The 15,378-nt window shown below is 54.4% G+C and carries 13 protein-coding genes and 3 pseudogenes; 6 read left to right on the top strand and 10 right to left on the bottom strand.

The features are described from left to right. Positions 1 to 14 precede the first annotated feature (14 nt). Both RTE01_RS25035 and RTE01_RS25040 read right to left on the bottom strand, forming a co-directional pair. Entirely contained in the window at positions 15 to 758 is a 744-nt protein-coding gene (locus tag RTE01_RS25035; protein WP_041147713.1) for a LytR/AlgR family response regulator transcription factor, read from the bottom strand. 11 nt (positions 759 to 769) lie between these two features. Beyond that, positions 770 to 2,449: a sensor histidine kinase gene (locus RTE01_RS25040; protein WP_166793784.1), complete on the bottom strand. Its 1,680-nt coding sequence runs from the start codon at positions 2,447 to 2,449 to the stop codon at positions 770 to 772. A gap of 399 nt (positions 2,450 to 2,848) precedes the next feature. On the opposite strand from RTE01_RS25040, the gene alaC reads away from it, so the two are divergent. After that, entirely contained in the window at positions 2,849 to 4,087 is a 1,239-nt protein-coding gene (alaC, locus tag RTE01_RS25045; RefSeq protein ID WP_133599322.1) for an alanine transaminase, read from the top strand. 69 nt (positions 4,088 to 4,156) lie between these two features. On the opposite strand, the gene ypdK is transcribed toward alaC, so the two are convergent. After that, on the bottom strand, positions 4,157 to 4,228 hold the full coding sequence (gene ypdK / locus RTE01_RS25050; RefSeq protein ID WP_134528598.1) for a membrane protein YpdK: 72 nt from the start codon (positions 4,226 to 4,228) through the stop codon (positions 4,157 to 4,159). Positions 4,229 to 4,588: 360 nt separating this feature from the next. Continuing rightward, positions 4,589 to 5,794 (bottom strand): cyanate transporter, encoded by a 1,206-nt coding sequence (locus tag RTE01_RS25055; RefSeq protein ID WP_255313559.1) that lies wholly within the window; start codon positions 5,792 to 5,794, stop codon positions 4,589 to 4,591. A 217-nt stretch (positions 5,795 to 6,011) separates the two neighbouring features. Between RTE01_RS25055 and cynR the strand changes: the two genes are divergently transcribed. Further along, complete coding sequence (cynR, locus tag RTE01_RS25060; RefSeq protein WP_115192156.1) at positions 6,012 to 6,914, top strand: transcriptional regulator CynR; 903 nt, start codon at positions 6,012 to 6,014, stop codon at positions 6,912 to 6,914. Between the two features lie 7 nt (positions 6,915 to 6,921). Here the strand turns inward: cynR and RTE01_RS25065 are convergent, their stop codons facing one another. The 3 genes from RTE01_RS25065 to RTE01_RS25075 all read right to left on the bottom strand — a co-directional run bounded on the left by RTE01_RS25065 (position 6,922) and on the right by RTE01_RS25075 (position 9,179). Beyond that, positions 6,922 to 7,722: a MipA/OmpV family protein gene (locus RTE01_RS25065; protein ID WP_041146628.1), complete on the bottom strand. Its 801-nt coding sequence runs from the start codon at positions 7,720 to 7,722 to the stop codon at positions 6,922 to 6,924. A 187-nt stretch (positions 7,723 to 7,909) separates the two neighbouring features. Then, a complete protein-coding gene (locus RTE01_RS25070; protein WP_134527215.1) occupies positions 7,910 to 8,386 on the bottom strand; it encodes a WbuC family cupin fold metalloprotein in 477 nt (158 codons plus the stop codon). Positions 8,387 to 8,531: 145 nt separating this feature from the next. Further along, the gene (locus RTE01_RS25075; RefSeq protein ID WP_134527212.1) at positions 8,532 to 9,179 is read right to left on the bottom strand and encodes a TetR family transcriptional regulator; all 648 of its coding nucleotides are present in this window, start codon (positions 9,177 to 9,179) and stop codon (positions 8,532 to 8,534) included. A gap of 126 nt (positions 9,180 to 9,305) precedes the next feature. Between RTE01_RS25075 and RTE01_RS25080 the strand changes: the two genes are divergently transcribed. Next, positions 9,306 to 9,965: an O-methyltransferase gene (locus RTE01_RS25080; RefSeq protein ID WP_134527209.1), complete on the top strand. Its 660-nt coding sequence runs from the start codon at positions 9,306 to 9,308 to the stop codon at positions 9,963 to 9,965. Between the two features lie 138 nt (positions 9,966 to 10,103). On the opposite strand, the gene RTE01_RS25085 is transcribed toward RTE01_RS25080, so the two are convergent. The 3 genes and pseudogenes from RTE01_RS25085 to RTE01_RS26495 form a co-directional block, all read right to left on the bottom strand. Continuing rightward, complete coding sequence (locus RTE01_RS25085) at positions 10,104 to 10,502, bottom strand: VOC family protein (protein WP_409372344.1); 399 nt, start codon at positions 10,500 to 10,502, stop codon at positions 10,104 to 10,106. 76 nt (positions 10,503 to 10,578) lie between these two features. After that, positions 10,579 to 10,842: pseudogene (locus RTE01_RS26490) on the bottom strand (GGDEF domain-containing protein); the annotation flags it as partial. Positions 10,843 to 11,126: 284 nt separating this feature from the next. Beyond that, positions 11,127 to 11,210: pseudogene (locus RTE01_RS26495) on the bottom strand (hypothetical protein); the annotation flags it as partial. 442 nt (positions 11,211 to 11,652) lie between these two features. On the opposite strand from RTE01_RS26495, the gene RTE01_RS25095 reads away from it, so the two are divergent. The 3 genes and pseudogenes from RTE01_RS25095 to RTE01_RS25105 form a co-directional block, all read left to right on the top strand. Further along, entirely contained in the window at positions 11,653 to 13,092 is a 1,440-nt protein-coding gene (locus RTE01_RS25095) for an MFS transporter (protein ID WP_170197861.1), read from the top strand. Between the two features lie 60 nt (positions 13,093 to 13,152). Continuing rightward, complete coding sequence (locus tag RTE01_RS25100; protein WP_141335455.1) at positions 13,153 to 14,832, top strand: glycoside hydrolase family 43 protein; 1,680 nt, start codon at positions 13,153 to 13,155, stop codon at positions 14,830 to 14,832. Between the two features lie 444 nt (positions 14,833 to 15,276). Next, positions 15,277 to 15,378 (top strand): annotated as a pseudogene (locus tag RTE01_RS25105) (carbohydrate porin); the annotation flags it as partial.

Raw genomic sequence — 15,378 nt, forward strand, 5'->3', positions numbered from 1 at the left:
CGGATAAGCGCCGGCTAAAGGTGCATCAGCTGGCGGAACTCTTTGACCTTGCTGCGGCTCACCGGCACCTGAAACTCCAGATCCCGCAGCCGCAGAACGTAGGTGTTATTAAACCACGGCTCAATTTCGCGAATTTTGTTCAGGTTGACGCAGTAGGAGCGGTGGCAGCGGAAGAAGTGCGCCGGCGGCAGTTTGGCGCAAAACTCCGTAATGTTCATCGGCATCACGAACGACTCCCGCCGGGTATAAACAAACGTCATTTTTTCATGCGCTTCCGCGTAGTAGATATCGTGAATGCTGGTGACGATAATCCGCTCATCTTTGATCAGATTGATGGTGTCGTTTTCCCGCTGCGGGTTCGGCGCCGCGCTGGTGCTGGCCGCCGGAAGCTGCTGCTGTTGCCAGGCGCTGCTTAGCTTCTGCAGCATGTTGATAATGCGCGATTCCTGATAGGGCTTGAGGATGTAATCGAACGCCTCCAGCTCAAATGCCTCTACGGCGTGCTCTTTCCAGGCGGTGATAAACACAATAAACGGCTTGTGGGCAAACTGGCTGATGTTCTGCGCCAGCAGAACGCCGTCCAGCGAGGGGATGTTGATGTCGAGAAAAATGGCATCAACCCTGTTGTGCTGCAGAAACTTCAGCACGTCCAGCCCGTCGTCAAAGGTACCGACAATCTCCATCTGGCTGTGAGTGTTAATCAGCCAGGTCAGCTCCTGTTGCGCCAGGAACTCGTCCTCAACGATGATGACTTTCATTTTTTCTCCGCTCATGGCAGCAGCGACACCGGCGTAGACTGAGGGGCGTTGCGGTTGGGTACGTAGAAGGTGATCTCCGTACCCGGGGTCATGCGCCGGATATGCAGCCCTTCGCCGTACAGCAGTTTGACCCGATGGTGAACGTTGAGCAGGCCGATTTTATTCCCCGGCATTTCATCGGCCTCCACCCGGGCGACGACGGCCGGATCGATGCCGTTGCCGGTATCACGGACGCTAATCCGTACCCGGTTCCCACACTCGTTGATGCCAATCGTGACCACGCCTTTTCCCTTGCAGGGCTGGATCCCGTGAACAATGGCATTTTCTACCAGCGGCTGGATCAGCAGGCTGGGGATGACGCAGCTGACTTCATCATCGATATCATAGATAACGGTGAGCTTGTCGCCGAAACGCGCCTGTTCAATGGCAATGTAGTCCTTGATTTGGTACAGCTCCCTTTTAATATCAATCTGCTCGTCGTCTTTTAATTCAATGTTATAGCGTAAATAGCGCGATAAATTAAAAATAAGCTGACGCGCGGTATCCGGGTTCATGCGAATCGATGATGAGATAGCGTTGAGCGCGTTGAAGAGAAAGTGCGGATTGATTTTACTCTGCAGCGCGCGCAGCTCGGCCTTGTTGGCCATTTCCCGCAGCTGCTCCGCGCGCGAGACCTCCAGCTGGGTGGAGATGATTTGCGACAGGCCTATCGCCATCTCCTGCAGCGACGAAGTGATGCGGTGCGCGTGGCAGTAGTAGATTTTCAGCGTCCCGGTGACGACGCCTTTTTCCCGCAATGGGATCACCAGCATCGAGTGAATTTCAGGAGTTCTGTACGCCTCATCGTTGTTCTTGATGATAATTTTGCCACTCTCAATCGCCTGGCGAGTGGTGGGGCTAATGGCGTTGTCGCGGTCGTGATAGTTGCCCTCGCCGAAGCCAACGTAGGCCAGTACCCGATCGGTGGTGGTGATCGCCACCGCATCGGCGTTGATATCGCGGCGGATAATGTCGCAGACCTGACGGAGCGACTCGCTGTTAACGTGGCGAAACAGCGGCAGCGTTTTGTTGGCAATATCCAGCGCCAGCTTGGCCTGGCGCGCGGCGCTGGCCTCTTTTTCTCCCTCAACGCTCTGCACCAGCAGGACGATAAAACCGATACTGACGCTGCCGAGGATCATCGGAATACCGATTTTCGAGACGATATCGAAGCCCAGCGAAAAAGAGGGCGCCCACAGCACAACGAGGATCATGGTCAGCGTTTCGCAGAGCATCCCGGCGAGGATCCCGGCCTTCCAGCGCTGGACCTTGGGCACCCTGCGGCCGATCAGTCCGGACAATAGCCCGGCGATAATGCTGGTGATAAAGCAGGGGATGGCGGTAACGCCGTCGATATCGATCAGGTAGCGGTGCACCCCGGCAATGACGCCAACGATAGCGCCGACCCACGGGCCAAACAGGATCCCGCCGGACATCACCGCGATGATGCGCACGTTGACCAGCGACCCCTCCACAGGTACGCCTGACCAGGTACTGAACAGGGCAAACAGGGAGAAGATGGCGGTGACCGCCAGCAGCTCCTTCGGCGTATGGGCAGATTTATGCAGCAGTTCGCGAAACAGCCGCAGGCGGATGAGGAAAAAAAGACAAATCAGCATCAGTGCCGCGCGGTCAAAAACTGCGAGCAGCATGGTGAATATTTCGTGCATGGAGGCGCCGTGTCATTCGCGGGAAAACGCTATGATAAAAAACCTCGCCCCAGAAGGCCAGCCGCAGACAATAATAGGGAACAAGCACACGCTTAAAAGGGGATCCACAGCAAACGCCGGGCGGCTGCAAGAGCGAGTGCCTTGCGGCTAAAATATGGTAATACAAAAGATATTAAGATGTTACTTTCAACGGTCGTATCGGCTAAACCCGGATCCGCAGCTGCCGTATTTATTGGAACGAGTGCCCGTTTTTCCTGCCAGATTTTATTTTTTCTCTGCCCTCTCGACAGCATGAATTTTTTCGGGTTATTTTCTAAACGTGTCGCAACAGCGGCAGCGTCGCTCGGACGGTCCGGGCGCTCACGTTAATCCGAGGAATCTATGGCTGAATTCAGTCCTGAACGCCGCTTTACGCGTATCGATCGTCTCCCCCCGTACGTTTTTAACATTACCGCTGAACTGAAAATGGCTGCGCGTCGGCGCGGCGAAGATATTATTGATTTCAGCATGGGCAACCCGGACGGCGCGACGCCGCCGCATATCGTTGAAAAACTGTGCACCGTTGCCCAACGCCCGGATACCCACGGCTACTCGACCTCTCGCGGTATTCCACGCCTGCGCCGGGCTATCTCGCGCTGGTATCAGGATCGCTACAACGTCGAGATTGACCCGGAATCGGAAGCCATTGTCACCATCGGCTCGAAAGAGGGGCTGGCGCATCTGATGCTGGCGACGCTGGATCACGGTGACACGGTACTGGTGCCTAATCCCAGCTACCCTATTCATATTTACGGTGCGGTCATTGCCGGCGCCCAGGTGCGTTCGGTGCCGCTGGTGGAAGGCGTTGATTTCTTCAACGAGCTGGAACGCGCGATCCGCGAAAGCTATCCGAAGCCGAAGATGATGATCCTTGGCTTCCCTTCAAACCCGACCGCGCAGTGCGTCGAGCTGGAGTTCTTTGAAAAAGTGGTGGCGCTGGCTAAGCGCTACGACGTGCTGGTGGTGCATGACCTGGCCTATGCCGATATTGTCTATGACGGCTGGAAGGCGCCTTCCATTATGGAAGTGCCCGGCGCGCGCGACGTGGCGGTTGAGTTCTTCACGCTGTCGAAAAGCTACAATATGGCCGGCTGGCGTATCGGCTTTATGGTCGGCAACAAAACGCTGGTCAACGCGCTGGCGCGAATTAAAAGCTACCACGATTACGGCACCTTCACCCCGCTGCAGGTGGCGGCCATCGCCGCCCTGGAAGGCGATCAGCAGTGCGTGCGCGATATTGCGGAGCAGTACAAGCGCCGTCGCGATGTGCTGGTTAAGGGGCTGCACGAAGCGGGCTGGATGGTGGAGTGCCCGAAAGCGTCCATGTACGTGTGGGCAAAGATCCCTGAGCACTATGCAGCGATGGGATCGCTGGAGTTCGCCAAAAAGCTGCTTCAGGATGCCAAAGTGTGCGTATCGCCGGGCATCGGTTTTGGCGACTACGGCGACACCCACGTGCGCTTCGCCTTGATTGAAAACCGCGATCGGATCCGTCAGGCTATTCGCGGCATAAAATCGATGTTCCGCGCCGACGGACTGCTTCCTGCCGCGGGCAAGACGGCGGGCGAAGGCCAGGAATAAGTGCGGGAATAAAAACAGGAATAAAAAAAGGGAGCCGCTGGCTCCCTTTTTTTTAACTATTCACGCTGCTTAGATCATCAGGGCAAAGGTGCCGGCCCAAACGACGACCATAAAAGACACGCCCATAAAAAAGTATTTCACGTCTCATTACTCCGCATTCTCGGCGAAACGCCAAACGAATTTTGTTTTCATTGTTTTCCATGAACTGTCGCAGGAAAAACCAGAGGCTTCTGGCGGCTGCGGCGGTTCGGAATTACAGGCTGTAACTGCTCCAGCTGGCGCTAATGTACGCCTAAAAAATGGGGGAAACAAGAGGCATTTTTTTATTAATTTTTAGTTACTTACGAGTGTCGTGATTCGGCGACACATTAATTTCACTCGGTAATAAATACGATTCTGGCGAAGGCAATTGGCGGCGATAGTGTTAACGCAGGTAGCGGTTTGATTTTTGGCTTTTTTCTCTGCGGGCAGGGGGCGAAAGCGGCCCTTGCGCACCTGACCTTATCGTGCCCGATCGCCGGTCGGCGACGATTTTCGCCACTCCTGCGGGTAGCGTGCCGGCACAAAACGCAGCGTTATCACCATCAGGAGCGCCACGCAGACGGCGTGAAAGGCCCAGTCCAGCACGTAATTCCCGCTCAGGCTGCGCAGCAGGCCCGATAGCCATGGCGAGAGGCCGGCGACGATAAAGCCAATCCCCTGCATAAAGGCCACCAGCCGTCCGGCAATCGCCGGATGTCGGGAGTGGTCGAGCGCCAGCACCAGGCATAGCGGAAAGGCGCCGCCTAAACCAATCCCGCAGCTTATCGCCCAGAGCTGCGGCAGATACAGCGGCAGCCAGATAAACCCGCAGAAGCCAATCAGCTGCAGCAGCAGCGTCAGCATCAGCAATTTGCGCCGATCTTCATGCCGGGCCAGCATCGGCAGCAGCAGGGCGCCGAAGGTTTGGCCCAGCGTCATCACGGCCAGCAGGGTGCCGCTAAGCTGCGCGCTGTAGCCTGACTGCATGTAGTAAGGCGGCAGCCAGGCGATCAGGCTGGCGTAGCCGCCGTTAATGAGGCCGAAGTACAGCCCGAGCGTCCAGGCGCGACGGTGGCGGAAAATAGCGGTTTCCGGCGTCGCTGAGGCGAAAGGCGCTTCCCGCGCGGGCGCGCGGTTAACGGACCACCAGCCGAGGAGCGCCAGCGCCGCGGGCAGCGTCCACCAGGCCAGAGCGTGGTACCAGACGGTGCTGCGCTGCGCCAGCCACGGCGTCAAGGCCGCACCGAGACCGCCGCCGCCCATCAGCGCCGCTGACCATAGCCCCATCACCTGGGGCGTATGCTGCGGGAAGCGGCGTTTTATCACTCGCGGGATCGTTGCCTGAATAATACCGATGCCGATCCCCCCGAGCAGGGCGCTGCTCAGCAGCAGCCCGCTGCGCGGGGCGAGCTCGCGCAGCAGCGCGCCGGCGGCGATTGCCAGCAGGCTCAGCGCGATCCCCCGGTTCTCACTGAGGCGGCGGTCAATCCACGGGCTGGCCAGCGCCAGCGCGCCCATCGCGACGACCGGGATGGCGGTGAGTAGCGAAACGAGGGTAAAGCTCATACCGCTGGCCTGCTGCAGCTGGGGAAGGAGGGGGCCGATTGAGGTCAGCAGGGGGCGCATATTGATGCCGACGAGGACCAGTACCAGCAGCATCAGCCGGCTGCGCGCCGCGTGGTTCATAGCGACCCGCCTGCCCGCTGCGGATGCGGGCCAAGGCGGCCGACGGACGCAGGCTGAAGAAGGTTAACGTCGATGGACATAAAGGCTCCTGCAAACAGGGACGCGGCGCGCGGGGGACGCGCCGGGATTAAACGTGCCGACAGGTTACGTATCTTATTCCATAAGTTAAAAGACTTATTTATGATGAGTTCAATTTGAATTACTTATGGATACCGGCATGCTGCTGCGCCATCTCACCTGTTTTCTGGCGGTTGCCGAACATCGCGGCTTTACGCGCGCCGCAACGGCACTCCATATCTCGCAGCCGGCGCTATCGCAGCAGATCCGCCAGCTCGAAGAGACGCTGGGGGCCCAGCTTTTTGACCGCAGCGCGCGCAGCATCCGCTTAACGGATGCCGGGGAGGTGTGGCTGATCTATGCGCGCCGGGCGCTGCAGGATTTAGCCGAGGGAAAGCGCGCCATTCACGACGTGGAGGACCTTCAGCGAGGGACGCTGCGGGTGGCGATGATGCCGACCTTTACGACCTATTTTATGGGGCCGCTGGTGGGCTCTTTTTACCGGCGCTACCCCAATATTTCTCTGACCCTGCGCGAAATGGATCAGGATCGAATGGAAGCCCTGCTGCGCAACGATGAGCTGGATCTCGGGATTGCTTTTGACGGTGGCGGCTCGCGAGATATCGTTTCCCGCCCTTTGCTGACGGAAACGCTGGCGCTGGTGGTGGGTCGCCATCATCCGCTGGCGGCGCAGCGGCGGGTGGAGCGGGAAGCGCTGAGTCAGGAGTCGCTGATATTGCTCAGCGGAGAGTTTGCGACCCGCGAGCGGATCGATCGCTATTGCCGCCAGTATGGGATTGAGCCGCAGGTTCGAATGGAGGCGAACTCGATTAGCGCGGTACTGACCGTTATCCAGCGTACGCCGCTATCGACCCTGCTGCCGGCCGCCGTTGTCCGGGAGCGCGACGATCTGGTTGCCGTTGAGCTAACGCCTGCGTTGCTGGAAAGAACGGCCTGTCTGCTGCAGCATAAGGATGCCTGGCAGAGCGCGGCCGCACGGGCGTTTAGCACCATGGCGCTGGAGGTGGCCGCAGGGCTGAACGCTGAAGGAGAAGGGCGCTAGCGCGGGCTTACCAGGTGTAGCCGACGGCGAGAATACCGTACAGCTCGCCGCTGTGCTGGACGATAGGGCTGTCGGCGATGTCCTTATCGTAGAGCTCGTAGTTAGCCGCGAACATCCCTACCCAGTGGGGGCTAAAGCGGTAGCTGGTGACAATGGCCGCCATCGGCGAAACGGTCGTGCCGGTATCCCACTGCTGGCGCTGGTCGGTAGCTTCCGCGGACGACACGCCGCCAAAATAGTAGTTCGCCATATTTTTACTGCGGATCATCAGCCCCATCCCCGGCATGATCAGCAGATTGTTTTTGATGATCGGGAAATCCGCCCATAAAAGCAGCTCCTGCCCGTCGCTGCGACCGGTGACGTCGGAGCTGATGCGTGCGCTGAGCAGCGCATAGGGGGTGATCAGCGTCGCGCCGATCCCCGCTTCAAACTCTCCCTTGCGCTTTTCCATTCCGCTGAACGCATCGCTATCGCTGGGATCTAAATTACCAAATCGCCAGCGGCCGTAACCGTAGGCCGCCACTGTGTCATCGATATGAAAATAGTAGCGGGCGCGATCGCCAAGGTAGATAAAGCGGTCGCCAAAATAGAGTCCGCCGGGGATCAGGTGCGTATCGTTATCCTGCTTTTCGTAGCGCGCGGTGCCGCTGATGGCGGCGGCGCCCAGCACGAACCCTTTGGGTACCGGACTATTGGGGTTGTTTGCCGAGAAAATATCGATAGAGCCCAGATCAACCTCGGCGCTGGCATAGGTGCAGGATAAACATAACGTGCAAAGTACGGCGACCGGGCTGAGATAGGGTTTCATCCATATTCCAAAAATGGCTAGCGGCGGTGAAATAAAGGCAGAAAAGTGCTTTTTGAATATATACCAGGTTGGGCGGGTACGCGGGTTGGTTTTTGTTTTTTCTTAATTTTTCGCGAAGTACGCTGCGGTAAGGACGCCGCCCGCCGTGAGTCGACTGAGGGCGTCTTTGTCTGAGGAACCGGCGTTTCTAGAGGGTAAACGCGCCGTCGCCAACCTGCGCCTTGCGGTACCACGCCATCAGTTCTGCGGTGCCCGCGTCGCCTTCAGCCGGCGCCCAGGAGACATAATCCTCGGCCGCTACCGGCCGATAGCCGCCGCGTTTTACTTCGAAAATAATCCCACCGGGATCTAACGAGAGTACCGCATGCCAGGTCCCGGCATCCATCTCCAGCGCCGCGCACTCTTCGCCTAAAATCACCCGGCGGGTGACGTAGCCCTGGTCATCAAAATTCAAGACCAAAAAGCGTCCGCTAAGCGGCAGCAGCAGCTCAAAGGTGTGCGGGTGGCGATGGGGGCGAACGTAGGTGCCGGGCTCCATCGCAACGGCTAAACGCTGTACCGGATCGCTTAATTGTGGATGAAAGTTACGGTGCGCGCGCAGGCGCGAGGAATTCGCCGCCGCTTCGCGCTGTTGTTGCATATCGCTGAGGGTAATTTGCTTCATTTATCCGCCTGGCATCAGGTCTGAAAACGGGAGAGTCGGGCCTTTTCGTCAGAAAGACCGGGTGGCGCATTGTACGCGCTAAACCCGAAGCTGTCGGGCTAAATTTGTCGCCTCGCCGGCGGCCGGCAGGTAGAGAGCTTTGCCCTTACCGCCGGGCGGCGTCCTCCTGCGCGGACTCTTTTAGCCAGGCGCTGAACATATCCGCCATCGCATCAGAGAAGCGGCTAATTTCTTCGGCCGTGCGCGGGCTGGATGAGAAACTGCTGCCCACCGAGCTTAGCGTTGTCGTCAACAGCTCGCAGGTCAGCTGCTGCCTGGCCGCCGAGGCGTCGGGAAGGACTTCCTCAATAAAGTGGCGACAGACGCTATCGGCTGCGGTTCGGTTTTCCTGGGCCTCGGGCGCGTCGCGATAGAGCGGCGCCGCGTCGTTGAGCGCCTGGCGCAGTCCCGCCTCTTCGCACTCCGACTGGATAAAGGCGTGCACCAGGCTGCGTAATCGGTCGAGCGGAGGACGATCGGCGTTACCGAGGATCCCGCTGAGCATGGCCGTTGTCTGCTGCCATTCATCGCTTTGTAAGCGAAACAGAATCGCCGCTTTGTTGGGAAAATACTGATACACCGACCCAACGCTCACTCCCGCCTTTTCCGCCACCCTCGCGGTGGTGAAGCGTACCGCTCCCTCTTTTTCTAAAACCTGAAGCGCGGCCTGAATAATCGCCGAGACCAGCTCGGTTGAGCGGGCCTGTTTTGGCTTTTTCCTCAATGAAATCAACTTACTTTTAGCAGGCGACATGGCGCTTCTCTCCCGAGTCGGAACGCGAATAGTTAATGCGAATAATTGATCGTATTCTTTAAAGGTGACGAATTATTCGCATTTTATGCCGCAGGCGTAAACCACACAACTTCTGAAGGATTTATTATGTCAACCACACTAACATCCGCGCCGCTGGCGGCATTATTAGAACGCCTGTTTAAACAGGCAAACGGGGCCGCAAGCGCGGCGTTTTCCAGCATTCCTCGCGCCGACCGCGAGCGGATGATGACCAGCAAAACCGAATATCGCGAGCTTTATGGTCATCTGAAGGATCTCTGGCTCCCCGTCGCCGCGGAGACCGGGACGTTGCTCTATATGCTGGCTCGCAGCATTCGGGCGCAGCATATTGTGGAGTTTGGGACCTCGTTTGGTATTTCCGCGATCCATCTGGCCGCGGCGCTAAAGGATAACGGCGGTGGCCTGCTGATAACCAGCGAGTTTGAGCCGAATAAGGTGCTGCGGGCCCGCGAGCACCTGAAAGAGGCCGGGCTTGATGCTCTGGTCGATGTTCGCGAAGGCGATGCGTTGCAAACCCTGGCGCAGAATCTGCCGGAGACCATCGATATGGTGCTGCTGGACGGCGCCAAAGCGCTGTATCCGGAGATTCTGGCGCTCCTCGAAAGCCGTCTGCGCCCCGGCGCGCTTATCATCGCCGATAATGCCGACTACAGCGCCGAATATCTGGAGTACGTGCGCGATCCGCAACACGGTTACCTGTCCGTGCCCTTTGCGGATGACGTGGAGCTTTCGCTGCGCACGAGATGAAAAAGAGCCCGCAATAGGGCATAAGAGCCGAAGGGGAGCATGCCCTTCGGCCCGCTATTTATCCCCGCATTGAATGAATTCACTTATGACTGAACAGAGGCGCAAACCGTGCGGGCTGAGCGGGTCTACGCGTTGACTCTAGGCCGATGACCAGGTTCTGTTCTGCAGGACCACCCGATAGCCATCGTCATCGGCAAAGGTCCGCCCGCTAACATCCCAGTACGGATTAAACGAGCTCACCGGGGTAAACCCGGCCAGCTCCATTTTTGCGCACGTCCTTTGCCACTCATCCCGTTCGGGGTAGTACAGCACCAACAAGTCTTCTGCCGTCTGCGCAGGGCGAACCGGGTGATGGTGACAGAGAGTCAATTCGATATGCCAGGGTAAATCTTTACGGCCCAGCATGACTCCGCTAAAACCATCGTGATCCGAGAAATCGGCAATTTTTTGTAAACCTAAACCCTCGGCATACATCCTGAATGCGTGCGCAAGGCGGGTGACGGGACGAGCGATACGCAGATGGGTAAAAGACACCATAAACTCCTTTAACGATCGGGTGTGTTGGGGACTCTAATATAGATGTCCCGCGGACCGACGCTTGCTCGCCGGTGCGCTATCTGCTCTGGAGCAGGTGGAGGAAATCGAAGGGGAGCAGAGGGCTTAGGGTACCTTTCGTCGCTTTTTTATGATGAGCGGGGCAATCATCACAATTAGCATTCGTCTCCCCGCCCGTTCTGGCGACAATATCATCGCTGCGGACCCGATTCTGAAGTACCCATGCGACATATTGGATAACAAGGTCTCCCTGATAGTGTCCATATTTATCATTAATACGTTTGAAATGATCTATATCGCATAAAATAATACTCAGCGGATTTTTTAGCCGCCTGCTGAATTTTTATCGCGAGTTGATGATAGCAGTAACGGCGGTTAAATAGCTGGGTGAGGTAGTCTCGAATTGAGTTTTGATAGGTATCTTCATATTTATGATTAGATTTTTGATAGAGCCTAAAGGCGTTAAGGAAAAAGATGGGGTGGACTCGTCGCGCAAGCCTCTGGACTTTCCGGGGCGATCCAGCGTTCTCGTGCGTGGATGTGCGTTTGGCGGGTGATACGCCGATGGTTAGAGGGGAAAAGACGGCATAAATTCTTTTAACGATCGTGATGATGGCGGAAAGCCAGCGGGTTTGTTGTTTTAGAGCCTTGAGGACGCGCGCGATCGAGTTGATCGAAATAATTTTGCATACGAACTCCGTAATTCAGGACGCGTAAAGTGAATGACTGCAGCTATCCTGTATTTCCATCGTCGGTTAATCAATTACGTTATTTCATTCGCAGATTAAGATATTGCTCAAATGTGAGCAATATCGCAAAAATTATAGTCATGCATTCACCTTGCCGACAGTCATGTAGAATTGAGCCTTCAGGAGGATTCCGCTGACCCGCGCTGAAATAAAAGGCCGGTTTTGTCGGGTAGATGCGCGCTGCCAGGTCCTTGTGGGGGAATACAAAGCCCATATTTTTGTTACGTGAACGATAGAAAACCTGTGGTTTAATGATCACAAAAGTAAAAAAACGTAACTAGTTAATATAAAAACGCAATAGATTCTCCGCGGTTATCTGTGTCAAAAAGTGTTTCACATTTACAAAAACAATCGGAGACCTGATTAGAATGCGTAAAGACATAATTCCAAGTCGGCATGATGAGTACCACAAATTAACGCGGGGCGAGCGCATTGGTTATGGCATGGGTGATTTTGCGCAAAACCTTGTCTTTGGTACAATTGGCGGTTTTCTTGCTCTTCACATGTTGACGGTAAATACTATCAGCACAGCAACGGCAGGGTTTATATTTCTTTTTGTTCGCATAGTTAACGTTTTTTGGGACCCGATGGTCGGAACCTACATTGACAGAAGAAGCTCCAGTGCTGGTAAATATCGCCCCTGGCTTTTAAGGGCTGGCATTCCGCTCGTTATTCTTTCTGCATTGCTGTTTGCCCCTATTCCTGGCGTTCGGGGTTCCGTTCCTTTTGCATTTATCATTTATTTGGCGCTGGATTTAGTTTATTCAGTGGTGAATATTCCTTATGGTTCTCTTAACGCGTCATTGACACGCGATCCTGAGTCCATTGATAAACTGACCAGTACCCGAATGATGCTGGCAAACAGTGCGAACCTGCTTGTCTATACCCTGTTCCCGATGTTTGTACAAATCGCTTCACCCAAAGATCGAAGCCTCAAGGATACCGGTTTTTTTGGCTTTGAACTCAATATGGGGAACTATACCGATCCATCCGCGAATTACGCGTGGTTTGGCGTGTACTCAATTTATATGGTACTAGGCGCAGCGGCACTTTTCTTCTGTTATAAATTTACCAAAGAGCGCGTGGTCGCGACGGCAGAACAAACGGCCAACGTAAAAACGACCGATCTATTTCTTGAACTGAAAAACAACCGGCCGCTGGTCATTCTGGGGCTATTTTTCATGCTGGCCTTTACCTTTATGTTCTTCATGAACACGGTGAATGGCTTCTTCAATCAGTTTGTTGTCGGCCATTCAGAATGGATGGGGGCGGTTGGTCTTGTTGCCTCAATTCCGGGTATTGTCTTCCCTATTTTTTGGCCCAAACTCAAGAAGTTTTTTGGCAAAAAAGGGTTCTTCCATCTTTTCCTTGCCTTGTTTATTGTGGGTGAATTGTTGACTTACGTTTGGTCACGCGAAGGCATGCATGATGCCCTGTGGCTTGCTTATATTGCCACGTTCATTAAACAATGGGGCTTAACCTCGGCGACAGGCTTTATGTGGGCGCTGGTTCCTGAAGTGATTGCCTATGGCGAATTGAAATCAGGCAAGCGCAATGCGGCGATTATTAATGCGATCATGGGCCTCTTCTTCAAGATTGGGTTTACTATTGGCGGCGCAATTCCCTTATGGTTACTGGCTGCGTATGGCTTTAGCGAAACCGGTGCTCAACAAAGTGCCAATGCTATCGATGGAATTATTATGACAGCGGTTTGGATCCCCATTGGTTTATCCGTTGTTTCGATGATCGTCATTCAGCTCTATCCTATCTCAGATAAAAACGTCACAGAGATCAACCGTCAGCTTGACGAGGTGCGGGTATAGTTAAAATTTTAATTAAATTGCGAGAATTTAAATTAGAGAATTATATAAAGGAAGATTGATATGACTCTTATTCAAAACCCTGTGTTACCTGGATTTAATGCGGACCCCAGTATTATCCGTGTAGATGACACCTACTATATCGCAAACTCTACGTTTGAGTGGTTCCCTGGCGTGCGTTTACATGAGTCAAAGGACCTGCAGCACTGGGATCTTCTCCCCAGCCCCTTGTCCACAACCGCGCTGTTAGACATGAAAGGAAACCCTTCATCAGGTGGCATTTGGGCTCCGGCGCTTTCTCACGCTGATGGCAAATTCTGGTTAGTGTATACAGATGTGAAAATCACGGAAGGTGCCTTTAAAGACATGACCAACTATCTGACCACCGCGACGGATATTCGTGGTCCATGGTCAGATCCTATCAAGCTGAATGGCGTGGGCTTTGATGCTTCACTTTTCCATGATGATGACGGGCGTAAATATATCGTTCAGCAAACCTGGGACCATCGGGAATATCATCACCCATTCGATGGCATTACGTTGACTGAGCTTGATACCCGGACATTAAAGTTAAAACCGGAAACAGCACGAACCCTCTATCGCGGCACTGCCGTTGCGCTCGTCGAGGGGCCACACCTCTACAAACTGAACGGATATTATTATCTTTTCGCCGCTCAGGGAGGGACCGTATTCACCCATCAGGAGGTTGTCGCGCGTTCTAAGACCTTAGATGCCCACAGTTTTACCACGGCACCGGGAGACGTTTTCCTAACTAACGTCGATACGCCGGACAGCTACATCCAGAAGCAGGGCCACGGTTCTTTGGTTTCAACGCCTGCTGGCGAATGGTATTACGCTTCGCTCTGCGCGCGTCCGTGGAATCGTCCAGGCGAGTCTGTCTACGATCCTCGCGGCTGGTCAACGCTGGGCAGAGAAACGTCGATCCAAAAAGTGTACTGGGATGAAGAGGGCTGGCCGCGTGTTGAAGGCGGCCACGGTGGAAAAACATTTGTTGAAGGCCCAGAGGATGCCATTTACACCGAAAGCGCAAAAGATCATAGCCAGTATGATGCGTTTACAACGTCGACGCTCGATCGCAACTGGAATACGCTCCGCGTTCCGTTCAGCAAAAAAATGGGTACCACAGGTGATGGCAAACTGACGTTGATTGGCCAGGGTTCGTTAGCGAATACCCATGACCTGTCGCTTATTGCCCGACGTTGGCAAGCCTTCTATTTTGATGCCCAGGTTAAGGTCAAATTTAATCCATTCAGCTATCAACAAATGGCGGGGTTAACGAATTTCTACAACGATCGCCACTGGAGTTTTGTGTTCATCACCTGGAATGAAATTAATGGCTCCGTCATCGAAATAGGTGAAAATAATCGCGGGAAATATACCTCTTATTTAAAAGATGATGCCATCAAAATCCCTGAAGGTACCGAGTATGTCTGGTTCCGCACCAAAGTTCGCAAACAAACGTACAGCTATGAATATAGCTTTGACGGGATCAGCTTCACTCCAATTCCGGTCACGCTAGATGCCGCAATACTTTCAGACGATTATGTCCTGCAAAGCTATGGTGGGTTCTTTACCGGGGCATTCGTTGGCCTGGCGGCAGTCGACTACTCTGGCTATGAGGTCAGCGCTGATTTTTATGATTTCGCTTATCAGGAGCTAGGTGATTCGTTAACGCCGACTGGTAATTACGGCTGGGACGCTGGGGAATTACGCTCTAATTAAATAATAATAAACGAAATATCCACTTACGGTCGTGAAGAAAGGGGGGCTGCCGATGAGCGCTGCCCGCCTTACGTCAGCGCGCGATAGAGAGTGCCAGATATCTCCTGTGGGATGCCGATGGCTACGCCTGCTGGCGCACCGCGGTAGACCCGGCAGAGCGGCAAGGCTGTAAGCGAAATACGGCAGTCTATGGCCTCAACCGTGGTGCAGATGTCGGGCCACCATCATTTTTTCTCGTGCGTGGATTATTGCAACAGACTATTCATCTATATCCATGCTGATATTTAATTATACCGAATATGGAGAAGCCTATTACCCGATTTATTTAACTGTACCTCTGCGCAAATAAAAATAAAATCAGCTTGTTTTGGCGGTATCTTTTAAATTTACCCCAGAACGGGATGGTTATTGTCTGAAAATATAATTAATTAATTTGAGATAACCATGAAAAGAATAAAAAAACTGCCATTAGCCATGGCGGTTATTGCCGCGCTGTGCCCGCTTTCCTCTGTCATGGCACAAGATTTTACGCAGGAACAAATCGAC

The organism is Klebsiella terrigena, assembly GCF_006539725.1.
Classification (GTDB): domain Bacteria; phylum Pseudomonadota; class Gammaproteobacteria; order Enterobacterales; family Enterobacteriaceae; genus Klebsiella; species Klebsiella terrigena.

Excerpts from the sequence above, each read along its gene's own strand:
- RTE01_RS25075 (WP_134527212.1), bottom strand. The coding sequence starts at position 9,179 with ATGTCGCCTGCTAAAAGTAAGTTGATTTCATTGAGGAAAAAGCCAAAA.
- RTE01_RS25065 (WP_041146628.1), bottom strand. The coding sequence starts at position 7,722 with ATGAAACCCTATCTCAGCCCGGTCGCCGTACTTTGCACGTTATGTTTA.
- RTE01_RS25055 (WP_255313559.1), bottom strand. The coding sequence starts at position 5,794 with ATGAACCACGCGGCGCGCAGCCGGCTGATGCTGCTGGTACTGGTCCTC.
- RTE01_RS25100 (WP_141335455.1), top strand. The coding sequence starts at position 13,153 with ATGACTCTTATTCAAAACCCTGTGTTACCTGGATTTAATGCGGACCCC.
- RTE01_RS25035 (WP_041147713.1), bottom strand. The coding sequence starts at position 758 with ATGAAAGTCATCATCGTTGAGGACGAGTTCCTGGCGCAACAGGAGCTG.
- RTE01_RS25040 (WP_166793784.1), bottom strand. The coding sequence starts at position 2,449 with ATGCTGCTCGCAGTTTTTGACCGCGCGGCACTGATGCTGATTTGTCTT.
- RTE01_RS25085 (WP_409372344.1), bottom strand. The coding sequence starts at position 10,502 with ATGGTGTCTTTTACCCATCTGCGTATCGCTCGTCCCGTCACCCGCCTT.
- RTE01_RS25070 (WP_134527215.1), bottom strand. The coding sequence starts at position 8,386 with ATGAAGCAAATTACCCTCAGCGATATGCAACAACAGCGCGAAGCGGCG.
- RTE01_RS25080 (WP_134527209.1), top strand. The coding sequence starts at position 9,306 with ATGTCAACCACACTAACATCCGCGCCGCTGGCGGCATTATTAGAACGC.
- cynR (WP_115192156.1), top strand. The coding sequence starts at position 6,012 with ATGCTGCTGCGCCATCTCACCTGTTTTCTGGCGGTTGCCGAACATCGC.
- alaC (WP_133599322.1), top strand. The coding sequence starts at position 2,849 with ATGGCTGAATTCAGTCCTGAACGCCGCTTTACGCGTATCGATCGTCTC.